Raw genomic sequence first — 14199 nt, 5'->3', positions numbered from 1 at the left:
CCCCTCAAGGAGACGCACCATGACACGCACCGGCCGCAAGGGAAATCACCGGAGCAGGAAGAAGCGCATCACCCTCGTGCTGGCCCCGGTGGTGGCCGCCGCGGTGGCCGTTCCGCTGATGAACCAAGCGGGTGCCGCCACCCCCTCCGAGGTGACCAAGGACTGCGCCGAGAACTCCGCCAAGCTGGACAACTGTGAATTCGTCGACGTCCAGAACAAGAGGAACAGCCTGGGGCCCAACAAGCGCGTTTCCACCGTGACCGACAACTGCGGTTCCACGACCGCCGCCACGAAGAACTTCAGCGTGTCCGCGTCGGTGGTGAGGTCCGTCACGCTCGAAGACGGATTCGTCGCCGCCGCCGATTCAAAGCTGGGGAACTCGTTCTTCGAAGTCGGCGCCAAGTTCAACACGTCGGAATTCAACCTCGAGCGTGATGACACGGGGACCGGATTCGATTTCTCCAGGACCGACACCGTGAAGGCCGACCACCTCGGGTTCTTCATGTGGTCGGAGAAGCGCACGGACGTGAGCGGATTCCTCAGGGCCACGTACAAAGAGGAGCAGAACGGCCAGAAGGTGTTCTTCTCCCCCGAGGAAGGCGGCACGAGCGTGCATGTCTTCTATCCGCAGCTCCTGAAGAACGGCACCCCTGACGGCCGGCTCTGGCTGCGCAACGTGAAGTGCGGAACTCCCGAGGCCGGCGGTATCCAGAACTCCTCGCGCAGCCTCAGGGCCGAACCCGGATTCGAAGAGGGCGGCGAGAACGTCTCCGACGTCGAGATCCCGCTGTCCGAGATCCCGGCACCGTAGCCGGACCGGCCCCCGCGCCGCACGCGGGGGCTTCTTCCGTGCACGCCACGTCAACAACGTCAGCGTGCGGTCGATCCCAGGGAGTCGTCGTGCGCGGCTCCCAGCCACCGCAGCACCGCGTCCGTGCTGCCCCTGGCGTCCAGCTTGGCGTAGATGTTGCTGAGGTTGTTGCGGACCGTCTTCTCGGACAGCCGTAACCGCATCCCGATCTCCTGGGCGCCCAGGCCGGTCGAGAGCAACTCCATGATCTGCCGCTCGCGCGGCGAGAGCATGGACCGCAGCCGTTCCAGGGCGTCGGCGGGCGGTTCGGCCATGCGCTGGGCCCCCTCTCTGAGGGCCGCGCACGCCGCCGGTGAGAGATAGGTGTGGCCGATCACGGCGCCCGTGACCGCCGCGGAGAGCATGCAGGTGCAGTAGTCGCCCTCGACCAGATAGCCGGCTCCGCCGCGGAAGACCTCGAGGATGGTGTCGGTGTCCCGTCGGGGGCTGATCACGATTACTGACGAGTTCATGTCACCCATGCGGCTGAGTAACTCCGGGAATGCATCCGCGGGGTCCTCGCAGTGCAGCACCACGACGTCCACGGCGGCGGCTTCGGCGCCCTCGTCCGCAGCACGGGCAAGGTCACGCAGCGCCTGGTGAGGAGGGGGCGTGAACAGCGCACGGCCCACGTACGGATCGTCCGCGCTCGGCCAGTCGCGGTGCGGCCAGTCGCCCTCGGCACACGCGAGGGCGACGGTCAGTCTGCGGGACGCGTCATCCGGAGCGGTGAGAACGGGAGAGCGGTTCGCTGTGCCGGCGCGCCTGGAGGATCGCATGCCGCGTGTCCTTCCTCAGAGACCATGACGTCAGTACATACGTGACCCACCTCGCACCCTGTTCAAAGTTTCAACGAGATCTCGTCAGCCCTGTCTGACAGGTTTCCCAAAGGCCCAGTTGGAGCCGGTCCGACCCTAAAGATGCGGGGCCACTTCGGCGCCGAACGCGGCCATCTGGTCCGTGAGTTCGCTCCGGCTCCGGGACCGGAACCGGACCTGGATCTGATGGACCCCCATCGCCCGGTACGCGCGCAGTGACTCGGCGAGCGCTTCGGGTCGGCCGGCGAGGGTACGGCGGCCCACGTCCCACCCCGGATCCCCCACGTACAGCGGCTCGGTGATGGCGCCGACGACGGCGGGCTCGGCGATGCCCGCCTCCTCCCGCAGCCGCTTGAGCCGGGCGATCTGCTCCGGCAGCCGATCGCGCGGGTCCCCCTGCGGCAGCCAGCCGTCCCCTTTCACCGCGGCCCGGCGCACCGCGGCGGGCGAGGAGCCGCCGACCCAGACGGGAACCCGCACCTGCGCGGGCCGGGGCCGCTGCCCGAGCCCTTCGAAGTCGTACAACTTCCCGTGGTGCTCCGGGAATTCATCACGCCCCAGGGCGGAACGCAGCGCGTCGATGGTCTCGTCGAGCACGAACCCGCGCCGCTCGAAGTCGGCTCCGAGCACCTCGAACTCCTCCGGTACGTGTCCGGCGCCGACCCCGAGGATCAGGCGGCCGCTCGACAGGTGGTCGAGGGTCGCGTACTGCTTGGCGGTGACGAGCGGGTGGCGGAGCCCGACGACGGCGACGTGACTGAGCAGCCGGACGCGCTCGGTGGCCGCGGCGAGGAAGGCGAGCGTGGCCACGGGGTCGTACCAGACGGTGCTCATGGCGGCCGCGAGGCGGCGCGGGATGGCGACGTGGTCGCAGCTCGCGAGGTACGCGAAGCCGGAGCGGTCGGCGGTGCGCGCGATCTCGATCAGGTCGTCCGGACCGGCGGCCGCCTCCCACCCCTCGGCGTAGAGGGTGCTCTGCGACTGGACCGGGAGCTGCATCCCGTACAGCAGTGACCTGTCGCCCGGGCTCACCGGGCACCGCCCGGTCCGGCCCACCGACCGTCCTTCGTCAGCCCCAGCAGCTCGATGGCGTTGCGCCGTACGATCCGGTCGACCACGTCGGCGTCCAGGTGCCCCATCTGGGCCTCGCCGACCTCGCGGGACTTCGGCCAGGTGGAGTCGGAGTGGGGGTAGTCGGTCTCGTACAGCACGTTCCCGACCCCGATGGAGTCGAGGTTGCGCAGGCCGAAGGCATCGTCGAAGAAGCAGCCGTACACATGGTCGGCGAAGAGTTCGGACGGCGGGCGGTGCACCTTGTCGGCGACGCCGCCCCATCCGCGGTTCTCCTCCCACACCACGTCCGCCCGCTCGAGGATGTAGGGGATCCAGCCGATCTGCCCTTCCGCGTACATGACCTTCAGGTTCGGGAAGCGCTCGAACTTGCCGCTCATCAGCCAGTCCACCATCGAGAAACAGCAGTTGGCGAAGGTGATGGTGGAGCCGACGGCGGGCGGCGCGTCCGCGGAGGTGGAGGGCATCCGGCTGCTCGACCCGATGTGCATGGCGATGACCGTTCCGGTCTCGTCGCAGGCGGCGAGGAACGGATCCCAGTCGTCCGTGTGGACGGAGGGCAGTCCGAGATGCGGAGGTATCTCGGAGAAGGCGACCGCCCGTACTCCGCGGGCGGCGTTGCGCCGCACCTCGGCCGCCGCCAGTTCGGCGTCCCACAGCGGGATGAGGGTCAGGGGTATGAGGCGGCCTTGGGCCTGCGGGCCGCACCAGTCCTCCACCATCCAGTCGTTGTAGGCGCGTACGGCCAGCAGCGCCAGTTCGCGGTCCTTCGCCTCGGTGAAGGTCTGGCCGCAGAAGCGGGGGAAGGTGGGGAAGCAGACGGCGGACTGGACGTGGTTGACGTCCATGTCGGCGAGGCGCTGCGGGACGTCGTACGAGCCCGGCCGCATCTGCTCGTACGTGATCACTTCGAGCTTGATCTCGTCCCTGTCGTAGCCGACGGCGGTGTCGAGGCGGGTGAGGGGACGGTGCAGATCCTCGTAGACCCACCAGTCGCCGATGGGGCCGTCGTCTCCGGGGTTGCCCATCACAGGAGCGAACTTGCCTCCCAGGAAAGACATTTCCCTGAGCGGCGCGCGGACGATCCTCGGCCCTCGGTCCTGGTATTTCGACGGGAGCCGGTCCCGCCAGACGTTGGGCGGCTCCACCGTGTGGTCGTCCACCGAGATGATCTTCGGGAAGGTCTCCATGGTCTCCATGCGGCTTACGGTAGCGCTGATCTGACGGTCCGTCAGCTACCTGAGTGACGGTCTCCGGGTTGCGCCGACCGTGTGTGGACCTTGTGAGGCGTTCCGGAACATGGCGTGGCGGCCTGTGATCACCATTACCCACGGCTGACGCATCCGCCGTGAACAAGGCAAACTGGCCTGGTTGTCATGACAGTCGGGCAGGGGGGCAGCGATGGACGGCGTACCGCGCGTACCAGACCCGCGCGTACCGGACCCGGGGGAACCGGAGCAGTGGGGTTCCGAGAGATCGGCACCGCTCCGCTTCAGCGTGCTCGGACCGGTGCGCGCCTGGCGCGGGGCGGAGAGCCTGCCCACCGGCTCTCCCCAGCAGCGTGCTCTGCTCGCGGCCCTGCTCCTGCGCGAGGGCCGTACGGCCACCGCCTCGGAACTGATCGACGCGCTCTGGGGCGACGAGCCACCGTCGCAGGCACTGGCCGCCGTCCGTACGTACGCCTCGCGCCTGCGGAAGGTCCTCGGCTCCGGTGTTCTGGTCAGCGAATCGGGCGGCTACGCGATCCGGTCGCTCGAAGACGGTGCCCTCGATCTCGCCCTGGCCCAGGAACTGGCTGCGGACGCCGAGAAGGCGCGCAACGCCGGGGATCTCTGTCATGCGCGGGCGCTCATCAACAAGGTGCTGAGCCTGTGGGACGGGGAGGTGCTGGCGAGCGTCCCCGGGCCGTACGCGGACACCCAGCGGACCCGGCTGGACGAGTGGCGGCTTCAACTCGTCGAGTCCCGGCTCGACATGGACCTGGAACAGGGCTGCCACGCGGAGGCGATCTCGGAACTCACCGCCCTGACGGCGGCTCATCCGCTGCGCGAGCGGTTGCGGGAGCTGCTGATGCTCGCGCTGTACCGCAGCGGGCGGCAGGCGGAGGCGCTGGCCGTGTACGCGGACACGCGGCGCCTGCTGGCGGACGAGCTGGGGGTCGACCCGCGGCCCGGCCTGACGGAGCTCCAGCAGCGGATCCTGCAGGCGGACCCGGGGCTCGCGGAACCGTCGGCGCCGGTCGCGGAGCCCGCGGCCGCCCCCGTGAAGCCGGCGCAACTTCCCGCGACCGTCCCGGACTTCACCGGGCGGGCGTCTTTCGTGGCCGAGCTGAGTGAGGTGCTGTCGGCGACGTCCATGGCCGGGGGCCGGGTGATGGCGGTGTCGGCGCTGGCCGGCATAGGAGGCGTGGGAAAGACGACGCTGGCGGTGCACGTGGCGCACCAGGCGCGGGGCTCGTTCCCCGACGGTCAGCTGTACGTGGACCTCCAGGGGGCGGGCGCGCGGGCGGCCGAGCCGGAGACGGTCCTGGGCTCCTTCCTCCGAGCCCTGGGCACGGCGGACTCGGCGATCCCCGACTCGCTCGAGGAGCGGGCGGCGCTGTACCGCTCGACCCTGGACGGGCTGCAGGTGCTGGTGCTGCTGGACAACGCGCGCGACGCGGCCCAGGTACGGCCGCTGCTGCCCGGCACCGAGGGATGCGCGGCACTGGTGACGTCGCGCGTACGGATGGTGGACCTGGAGGGGGCACAACTGGTCGACCTGGACGTGATGTCCCCCGAGGAGGCGCTCCAGCTCTTCACGAAGATCGTGGGCAAGGAACGGGTGGCCTCCGAGCGGAAGGCCGCGCTGGACGTGGTCGCGGCGTGCGGTTTCCTGCCGCTCGCCATCCGCATCGCGGCATCCCGCCTCGCGTCCCGGCGGACGTGGACGGTCTCGGTGCTCGCGGCCAAGCTGGCGGACGAGCGGCGCAGGCTCGACGAGCTGCAGGCGGGCGATCTGGCGGTCAAGGCGACGTTCGAGCTCGGCTACGGGCAGTTGGAGCCCGCGCAGGCCCGGGCCTTCCGGTTGCTGGGGCTGGCCGACGGACCGGACATCTCGCTCGCCGCGGCCGCGGCCGTACTGGACCTTCCGCCGGACGACACGGAGGACTTGCTGGAGTCGCTGGTCGACACCTCGCTGCTGGAGTCCGCGGCTCCGGGTCGCTATCGCTACCACGACCTGGTCCGACTCTACGCGCGTGCGTGTGCGGAGAGGGATGAGCAGCCGCCCGGCGAGCGGGACGCGGCGATGTCCCGGTTGCTGGACTTCTACCTGGCCACGGCCGCGAGGGTCTACGCGATGGAGCGGCCGGGAGACCGGCTGGTGGATCATCTGGAGCCGACGGAGCACGCGGGTCTGCGATTCACCGAGGGAGCCGCCGCCCTGGACTGGCTGTACACCGAGGCGGCTCCCCTGCTGGCCTGCGTACGGCAGTCCACCGGCACGGACAGGCTGCGCCGGGCGGTGGACCTGCTCTGGGCGTCGAAGGACCTGACCGAGTCGGGGGCCAACTCGTACCAGTACGAGACGACGGCCAGGGCGATGTGCGACGCCACGCGGGCCGCGGGCGACGTCCGGGCGGAAGGCAGGGCGCGGACGGTCCTCACCGATGTCCTCCTGGTCTCCGGCCGGATCGAACAGGCCGAGGAGCAGGCGCGGTCGGCCATGGAACTCGCGGGCTCCGCGCAGGATGCCACCGCCATCAGCTGGGTGGCCAACAACCGGGGGCTCATCTGCCTGCACCAGGGCCGGTACGCGGACGGCAAGGTCTTCTTCGACCAAGCCATAGAGGGCTTGCGGGCGGCCGGCAACCGGCCCTTCGAAGCGACCAGCCTGTGCAACCTCTCCCGTGCCCACCTGGGCATGGGCAACGTCACGAAGGCGGTCGAGATCGCGCGGCGCGGCGTCGCGGCACACGCCGAGTTCGGCCGGACGGTGCGCCTCGCCAACAGCCACTACGCCGTGGGGGTCGCGCTGACCAGGGCCGGCCGTCACGCCGAGGCTCTCAGTCATTTCTCCGACGCCCTGTGCATTCTCAGTGACCACCGGCAGCGGCTCTGGGAGGGAACCACCCACTTCCGGATCGCCGAAGTCCATCTGGCCGCCCGCCGCCCCGCACAAGCGGCCCAGCACACCGAACAGGCCCTCGCACTGGGGTGCATCGGCGGTGACCGGATGCGGGGCAGTGTCCTGACGCTCCTGGGACGCGCGCTCTCGGAACTGGGACAGGTGGACCGGGCCAGGGCCTGCTGGCGCGAGGCGCTCAACCTGTACGAGGAGAACGGCGCCCCGGAGGCCGACGAGGTACGCGCTCTGCTCACGCCTGCCGCCGCGGCATGAACGACGGGCGTGGGGCCTCGGGGGCCTCGGGCCTCGGGCTTCTCAGCAGGCGTTTGCGGACGTTCAGCATTCGTTTATCGCCGTCCGACACTCTCTTACCTGTCACACCGTCGCGTCGGGGGGCAGACGGTCTGACCAGGAGCCAGCCGGTTAGTGTGCGGCTCCAGACGTCCGTCCGGCGGCCCTCGGGGGAGTCTCCGGGCGGACGTTCCTGACTCGTCACCACAGCGGAGGAACTGAAGGTATGAGCGAGAAGAACACGGACGTCGACGCCACACCGCAGGACAATCCCATGCCCGAGGGGGCCAAGGACACCATCAAGGCGATGGACAACCCGATGCCCACCCCGCCCGCGGAGGGCTCGGACGTCAGCACGCTGGACAACCCGATGCCCACGCCGCCCGCTGACGACACCATCAGGACGATGGACAACCCGATGCCCACGCCGCCCGCGAAGGGCTAGGACGCCAAGTAAAGACCTTCATCCCGACGGGGATCGGCCGCGGCGGCGCGGAGGGGGAGCCGCCGCGGCCGAGGCTTGTCACGCCCCGATCGAGATCGGACGAACGAAACGCACGTCATCGGCGCGCCGGCGTGCGCTCAAACCCGCCCCCGCAGCACTCCCTTGACCACCTTCCCGCTCGCGTTGCGCGGCAGTTCGCCCACGAACTCCACCGCCCTCGGCACCTTGTAGTTCGCCATCTCGCGGCGGGACCAGGCGATCAGGTCGTCGGCGGTCGTCACCGCCCCGGGACGCCGCACCACGAACGCCTTCCCGACCTCGCCCAGCCGGGGATCGGGCACCCCGATCACCGCCGCGTCGGCCACCCCCGGGTGCAGGAGCAGTAGTTGCTCTATCTCCGCCGGGTACGCGTTGAAGCCGCCGACGATGAACATGTCCTTGATCCGGTCGGTGATACGGAGGTTGCCCGCGGCGTCCAGGACGCCGACGTCGCCCGTGCGCAGCCAGCCGTCCGGGGTCAGGACCCGCGCGGTCTCGGTGGGGTCTTCGAAGTACTCCCGCATGACGTTGAAGCCGCGGACCAGGACCTCTCCCGGCGATCCGAAGGGGGCCGTGCCCCCGGACGCGGAAACCACCTTCACCTCCGTGCCCGAAATCGCCCGGCCGGACGTCGACGCGATCACCGACGCGTCGTCCCCGCGTCGGCACATCGTCACGATGCCGCTGGCCTCCGAGAGGCCGTACGCGGTCAGTACCGTCCCCACGCCGAGTTCCGTCCGTAGCCGCTCCACCAGTTGGAGCGGGACGACGGCCGCGCCCGTCACCACCAGCCGCAGCGCCGAGAGGTCGTACGCGTCACGGGACGGGTGGTCCAGGAGGGCCTGGTGGAGCGTCGGTGGGCCGGGCAGGACCGAGATGCGCTCCGAGGCTATGTTCGCCAGCGCCGTGTCCACGTTGAACACCGGCTGCGGGATCATCGTCGCGCCCCGCATCAGGCAGGCCACCACGCCCGCCTTGTAGCCGAAGGTGTGGAAGAAGGGGTTCACGATCAGGTAGCGGTCGCCCTCGCGCAGTCCCGCCAGGTCGGACCAGACGGCGTACGCGCGCAGGCTCTGCGCGTGCGTGATCACCGCGCCCTTGGGGCGGCCGGTCGTGCCCGAGGTGAAGATGATGTCCGAGGGGGAGCCCGGCGACAGGGCCGCCCAGCGGTTGCGCACCACCGCGTCCGCGACGGCGTCTCCGTCGGCCAGGAAGTCCTTCCAGGTGCGGAAGTCCGGCGGCGCGTCGTCGGACAGCACCACCACCTGATCCAGATGGGGAAGGCCCGGCAGAGGCCCGGCGCCCGGCCCCTCCGCGGCGGCCCGCCGCAAGGACGCCACGTACGACGTCCCCAGGAACGTACCGGTCACGAAGAGCAGCCGCGCTCGGCTGCGCGACAGGACGTACGCCGCCTCCGTCCCCTTGAAACGCGTGTTCAGCGGCACGAGCACCGCCCCGGCGGACACGGCGCCCAGCGCCGAGACGATCCAGTCCAGCGAGTTCGGCGCCCAGATCGCGACCCGGTCGCCGGCCTGGACACCGTTCGCGATGCAGGCCGCCGCGGCTCGCTCCACGCGCGCGCCCAGATCCGCGTACGAGACGCGTGTACGCCCGTCCACGACCGCCTCGGTATCGCCGTACCGCTCGGCCGCCGACCGGACCAGCCCCGGGATGCTCCCCCACTCCAAGTCCCCGCGCACCAAGTCCTCGCGCATCGCGCGCCTCCCTTCCGATGGGCTCACATACCGCTGCCGCCACCACCGTCACTACCCGCCACTAGCTGACTGACCGTCAGATTAGCTGTAGCCTGACGCACTGTCAGCAGTGCGGACTCCAGCAGCGGAGGTGCGTGCCCATGGCAGGACTCGCGGGACTCAAGGACGCGACGGCCGTCGTCGGGATCGGTCAGACCGCCTTCGCCAAACAACTCCCGGAGTCCGAGAAGACGTTGGCCTGCCGTGCCGTTCTCGCCGCGCTCGACGACGCCGGGATCGCCCCGAGCGAAGTCGACGCTCTCGCCTCCTACACCATGGAGGAGACGGACGAGGTCGAGCTGGCCAAGTCCATCGGCGCCGGCGATCTCACCTTCTTCAGCAAAGTGGGGTACGGCGGCGGCGGTTCCTGCGCCACCGTCGCCCATCTCGCCACCGCCATCGCCACCGGGCAGGCCACGGTCGGTGTCGCCTGGCGGTCGCGGAAACGGGGCTCCGGCCCACGGCCGTGGAAGAACACCACCGTCCAACTGCCCACCCCGGCCCAGTGGACCCGCCCCTTCGGGCTCCTCCGCCCCGCCGACGAGATCGCCATGCTCACCCGCCGCTACATGCACGAGTACGGCGCCACCCGGGATCACTTGTTCAACGTCGCCCTCGCCTGCCGGAACCGGGCCAACCAGAACCCCGCCGCGATCATGTACGAGCGCCCGCTCACCCGCGAGATGTACATGACCTCCCGCTGGATCAGCGAACCCCTCTGCCTCTTCGACAACTGCCTGGAGACGGACGGGGCGTTGGCCTGCGTGATCGTGTCGAAGGAACGGGCCCGCGACTGCCGACGCCGACCCGTGTACGTCCACTCCGCCGGCCAGGGCCTGCCCGCCCAGCACCACGGCATGGTCAACTACTGGAACGACGACCCGCTCACCGGCCCGGCCTGGACCGCCGCCCGCCACCTGTGGAAACACGCCGACTTCGCGCCGGGCGACGTGGACGTCGCCCAGATATACGACGCCTTCACCGCACTCATCCCGCTCTCCCTGGAGGGGTACGGCTTCTGCGGGAGGGGCGAGGGCGGGGCCTTCACCGAAGGCGGCGCCCTCGAAATCGGCGGACGGCTCCCGGTCAACACCAGCGGAGGCGGGCTCTCCGAGGCGTACGTCCATGGCTTCAACCTCATCAACGAGGGCGTGAAGCAGTTGCGCGGAACCAGCACCGCGCAGGTCCCTGACGCCGCGACCTGCCTGGTCACGGCGGGCGAGGGCGTGCCGACATCCGCCCTACTCCTGAGGAGCTGAGGAGCCGACATGCTGACACCGGTCGTGGACGACGACGGCGCCCCCTTCTGGGAGTACGCCGCCCGGGGCGAACTGCGCATCCAGGCCTGCGCCCGGCAGGACTGCGGCGAGCTCCGCTTCCCGCCCCGCCCCTGCTGCCCCCACTGCCAGTCCTTCGAGAGCGAGTGGCGGAGGATGAGCGGAAAGGGACGTATCTGGTCGTACGTCGTCCCGCATCCGCCGCTCCTGCCCGACTACGCCGAACAGGCCCCGTACGGCGTCATCGTGGTCGAGCTGGCGGAGGCCCCCCGGATTCGGCTGGTCGGGAATCTCGTCAGCGGTCCCGGCGCTCCGCTGAACTCCGTTCCGGCGGAGCGCATTCGGATCGGCGCCAAAGTGCAGGTGGTCTTCGGACACGGCGGACAGGGCGGAAAGGGCGGACACGGCAGGGACGGCAAAGACGGAGGAGACGGCGCAGACGACGGAGGCGGCGCAGGGCCGCTGCCGCAGTGGGTACTGGAGCGGCCATGACCTCCTCCCTGCGTATCACCACCGACAAGGACACCGGCGTCGCCGTGCTCACCCTCGACCGGCCCGCGAAGCTCAACGCGATCGACCTCGACATGGCCTGTGAACTGACCGCCGCCTGGCGGGAGTTCAGGTACGACGACGCCATCCGCGCGGTCGTCCTCACGGGCGCCGGCGAGCGGGCTTTCTGCACGGGGCTCGACCGGAGCGTCGAGGTGCGGCAGCCCAACTCGCCGTACATGGTGGACGATCCGCTCGACACGATCGGGCCCAAGGCGAACGACCTGTGGAAGCCCGTCATCGCCGCCGTGCACGGGATGGCCTGTGGCGGGGCCTTCTATCTGCTGGGCGAGAGCGAGTTCGTCGTCGCCGACGAAACGGCCGCCTTCTTCGATCCGCATACGACGTACGGCATGGTCAGCGCGTACGAATCGGTCTACATGGCGCAGCGGATGCCGTTCGGGGAGGTCGCGCGGATGGCCTTGATGGGATCGGCCGAACGGATCTCGGCGCGACGGGCGTACGAGATCGGGCTCGTGTCCGAGCTCACCGCGCCCGGCGGGGCGCTGGACGCTGCCCGGGAAGCGGCCGCCGTCATCGCGTCCCATCCGCCCGAGGCCGTCCAGGGCACGGTACGAGCCCTCTGGGCGGCGAAGGAGGCGGCGCGCGCCCATGCGCTCACGTACGCGCCGCAGCTCGTCTCGCTCGGCAATCTGCCGGGCGAGCGGCAAGCGGAACTCTTCCGTACGCGCCGTTCCGACTTCCGGGTCCGGTGAGCCCGTGAGTCACGGACAGTAACCGTCGCATGGCGGGGGCCGTCCGCCCGGCGTAGCGTCTGGAGCGGGAGCCGGGAAAAACGGAGGTCCGCGTATGGTCCGCAACGTACTCGGGCAGGTACTCGCTCTCATCGGAGCGGCGGCCGCCGTATGGAGCCCCTTCCAGGCCTGGTACAACGGCCGGGACGGTCAGTACTACCGCCTCGAGGATCTGTTCACCGGGACCGGAATCACGACCGTCAGCGCCGAGCTGTTCGCTTCCCTCTTCCTGCCGTTCGTGGTGGCGGCGCTGATCACGCTGATCGGGCTGGTGCTGCGGTTGCGGGTGCTGGTGGTCCTGGCGGGCCTGATCGTCCTCGGCTTCACCATTTTGTGGATGGTCCGGATCGGGCTGGTCGAGGGCAGCTTCACCATCTCGGGAGAGCAGGCGAACGGACTGGGCGTGGGAACGGCGCTCGCCTTCGGAGGCGGGGTGCTGCTGCTGCTCGGGGCCGTGTTCATGCGCGGGCGCGGCGGGCGCGGCAAACACGTCAAGGGACGCAGGGGGTATCTCACTCCTGTGGAGCACCCTGAGTCCTATGAGCCCTATGAGTCCTCTGAGCTCCATGAGCCGGAGGAGCCCCGAGAGCCCCGAGAGGCCGGGGAGCCGACGGCTCCGACGACCGACGACGAAGGTCCGACCGGCCCGCCTGGCCCGCCTGGCCCTCCCGGCCTGCCGCGCCGGGAGCCCGACGGCCCGACCGGCGGCCCGGACGAGGACGCTCCGACGCAGACGTGGCCGCGACCGCCGCCGGACCGCGGCTGAGGCCCGGCCGCCCACCCCGTGGTGCCCCAGTAGCCCGTGCGCCGTGCCCAGTGCGCCGTAGCCCGTGGCCCGTGGCCCGTGGCCCTGGCGCCGTGCCGGGTGCGGTTACGTGCGCGCCGTCCCCGTCCCCTTCTCCGCGTCCAGCGCGTACACGCACCGGTCCTTGCTACAGGCGTACACGACCCCGTCCTTGACGACCGGCGCCCCGGTGATCTCGCCCCCGGTGGCGAGCTTCCAGCGCAGGCGGCCGTCGTCGGCCTTCAGGGTGTAGAGGAGGTGGTCCGAGGAGCCGAAGTGGATGCGGCCGTCGGCGACCGCGGGCGCGCCCACGATCTCGCCGCCCGCCTGGAAGCGCCACTTCGGGGTGCCGGTGACCGCGTCCAGTGTGTAGAGGCCCTTGCCGCTGCCCACGTGGACGTGCCCGGCCGAGACGAGGACCGGGTCGATCGAGGCGCGGGACTCCGTGGCGATGCGCCAGCGGTCGCGGCCGTCGGTGGCGTCGAGGGCGTACACCGTGCCGAGGTAGTCGGCGAGGTAGACCCCGCCGCCCGTGACCGCCGGGCCGGGCGCGAACGTGGGCGGGCTGAGGAACACCGCGGGCGCCTCGAAGTGCCAGCGGACGTGCCCGCCGGCGATGTCGATGGCGAGGACACGGGTGCCGGCGGACACGTACACATATCCGTCGTCGGCCTGGGTGAGGCGGACCGGGACGCCGCCGCAGGAGGCCGCGTCGCCGATGGGGTACGACCAACGCTCCTCGCCCGTGCGCGCTTCGAGGGCGCGCAGGCGGGCGTCCTGCCACACGTACACCGTGCCGTCCTGGACGACCGGTCCGGCCTCGGGCGACTCGAAGTCGGTCTGGGCTCCGGTGATCTCCCACAGCTTCTGACCGCCCGAGGCCTCCCAGGCCTGTACGCCGCCGCCGCGGGTGCCGGTGACGACGGTGCCGTGGTCGGCCTTGAGCGAGTACACCCAGGCGTCGGTCGCCAGCCGCCACAGGTCAGTGCCCTCGCGGGCGTCCAGGGCGAAGAGGGTGGGTCCGTCGGAGGCGTGGATACGGCCGTCCGCGACGGCCATCGACCAGGCGACGTCCCGCGTCTTGAAGCGGCGCCGGCCGGTGGCCACGTCCAGGGCGTGGACCTCGAAGGAGGTGACGTAGACGAGGTCGCCGGCGACGGCGGGCGTGCCCCACACATCGTTCGACATGCGGAAGCGCCACGGCCGCCAGGACGCGCCGGCATCGGGTTCGGGAGCGGCCACGGGCGCGGGCGCGGACACGGCGGGGTCGGCGCCGTTGACACCGGGACGTGGCCGGGACCAGGAGGCGGCGAGCCCCGCCTCGGGAGGAGGTGCCTTCACGGCGGCGGCCCGGGCGTCGGCGACGCGCGGGCCGGGCCCGATGGGCACCTGGACACCGGCCAGCCGCACCGGCCCGGTGTCGGGCGCACCGCTGTGCCGGCCGGTGCCCGCGACGGCG

General features: G+C 70.7%; 12 protein-coding genes. 7 read left to right on the top strand and 5 right to left on the bottom strand.

Annotated elements, in window-relative coordinates:
- The first annotated feature begins 19 nt into the window (after window positions 1-19).
- On the top strand, window positions 20-811 hold the full coding sequence (locus FGD71_RS20905; protein ID WP_119102010.1) for a hypothetical protein: 792 nt from the start codon (window positions 20-22) through the stop codon (window positions 809-811).
- A 59-nt stretch (window positions 812-870) separates the two neighbouring features.
- Here the strand turns inward: FGD71_RS20905 and FGD71_RS20900 are convergent, their stop codons facing one another.
- The 3 genes from FGD71_RS20900 to FGD71_RS20890 all read right to left on the bottom strand — a co-directional run bounded on the left by FGD71_RS20900 (window position 871) and on the right by FGD71_RS20890 (window position 3929).
- A complete protein-coding gene (locus FGD71_RS20900) occupies window positions 871-1629 on the bottom strand; it encodes a response regulator transcription factor (RefSeq protein WP_119102009.1) in 759 nt (252 codons plus the stop codon).
- A gap of 135 nt (window positions 1630-1764) precedes the next feature.
- The gene (locus tag FGD71_RS20895; RefSeq protein WP_119102047.1) at window positions 1765-2667 is read right to left on the bottom strand and encodes a TIGR03619 family F420-dependent LLM class oxidoreductase; all 903 of its coding nucleotides are present in this window, start codon (window positions 2665-2667) and stop codon (window positions 1765-1767) included.
- A 29-nt stretch (window positions 2668-2696) separates the two neighbouring features.
- Window positions 2697-3929, bottom strand: coding sequence for an amidohydrolase family protein (locus tag FGD71_RS20890; protein ID WP_119102046.1), 1233 nt, complete (start codon window positions 3927-3929; stop codon window positions 2697-2699).
- A gap of 211 nt (window positions 3930-4140) precedes the next feature.
- On the opposite strand from FGD71_RS20890, the gene afsR reads away from it, so the two are divergent.
- Both afsR and FGD71_RS20880 read left to right on the top strand, forming a co-directional pair.
- Window positions 4141-7119, top strand: coding sequence for an SARP-family global regulator AfsR (gene afsR / locus FGD71_RS20885; RefSeq protein ID WP_119102008.1), 2979 nt, complete (start codon window positions 4141-4143; stop codon window positions 7117-7119).
- 244 nt (window positions 7120-7363) lie between these two features.
- Window positions 7364-7582 carry a hypothetical protein gene (locus FGD71_RS20880; RefSeq protein WP_119102007.1) on the top strand — a complete coding sequence of 73 codons (219 nt, stop codon included), beginning with the start codon at window positions 7364-7366 and terminating at the stop codon, window positions 7580-7582.
- A gap of 137 nt (window positions 7583-7719) precedes the next feature.
- On the opposite strand, the gene FGD71_RS20875 is transcribed toward FGD71_RS20880, so the two are convergent.
- On the bottom strand, window positions 7720-9336 hold the full coding sequence (locus FGD71_RS20875) for a FadD3 family acyl-CoA ligase (RefSeq protein WP_119102006.1): 1617 nt from the start codon (window positions 9334-9336) through the stop codon (window positions 7720-7722).
- Window positions 9337-9476: 140 nt separating this feature from the next.
- Here FGD71_RS20875 and FGD71_RS20870 point away from each other — a divergent pair, with 140 nt between their 5' ends.
- From FGD71_RS20870 to FGD71_RS20855, 4 genes are all read left to right on the top strand, one after another.
- Window positions 9477-10634: a lipid-transfer protein gene (locus FGD71_RS20870; RefSeq protein WP_119102005.1), complete on the top strand. Its 1158-nt coding sequence runs from the start codon at window positions 9477-9479 to the stop codon at window positions 10632-10634.
- A gap of 9 nt (window positions 10635-10643) precedes the next feature.
- A complete protein-coding gene (locus tag FGD71_RS20865; protein WP_119102004.1) occupies window positions 10644-11144 on the top strand; it encodes a Zn-ribbon domain-containing OB-fold protein in 501 nt (166 codons plus the stop codon).
- Window positions 11141-11917 carry an enoyl-CoA hydratase/isomerase family protein gene (locus FGD71_RS20860; RefSeq protein WP_119102003.1) on the top strand — a complete coding sequence of 259 codons (777 nt, stop codon included), beginning with the start codon at window positions 11141-11143 and terminating at the stop codon, window positions 11915-11917. The genes FGD71_RS20865 and FGD71_RS20860 overlap by 4 nt, the downstream gene beginning before the upstream one ends.
- 94 nt (window positions 11918-12011) lie before the next feature.
- A complete protein-coding gene (locus tag FGD71_RS20855; protein ID WP_119102002.1) occupies window positions 12012-12722 on the top strand; it encodes a hypothetical protein in 711 nt (236 codons plus the stop codon).
- Window positions 12723-12827: 105 nt separating this feature from the next.
- Here the strand turns inward: FGD71_RS20855 and FGD71_RS20850 are convergent.
- Window positions 12828-14199, bottom strand: a 1372-nt coding sequence (locus tag FGD71_RS20850) for an outer membrane protein assembly factor BamB family protein (RefSeq protein ID WP_240436693.1), incomplete at its 5' end; no start/stop codon positions are given.

Origin of the sequence: Streptomyces sporangiiformans, from assembly GCF_005768555.2 — a bacterium.
In the GTDB taxonomy this organism is placed as follows: domain Bacteria; phylum Actinomycetota; class Actinomycetes; order Streptomycetales; family Streptomycetaceae; genus Streptomyces; species Streptomyces sporangiiformans.
The sequence above is the reverse complement of the archived record's forward strand: the minus strand, read 5'-3'. Positions and strand labels throughout refer to the sequence as shown.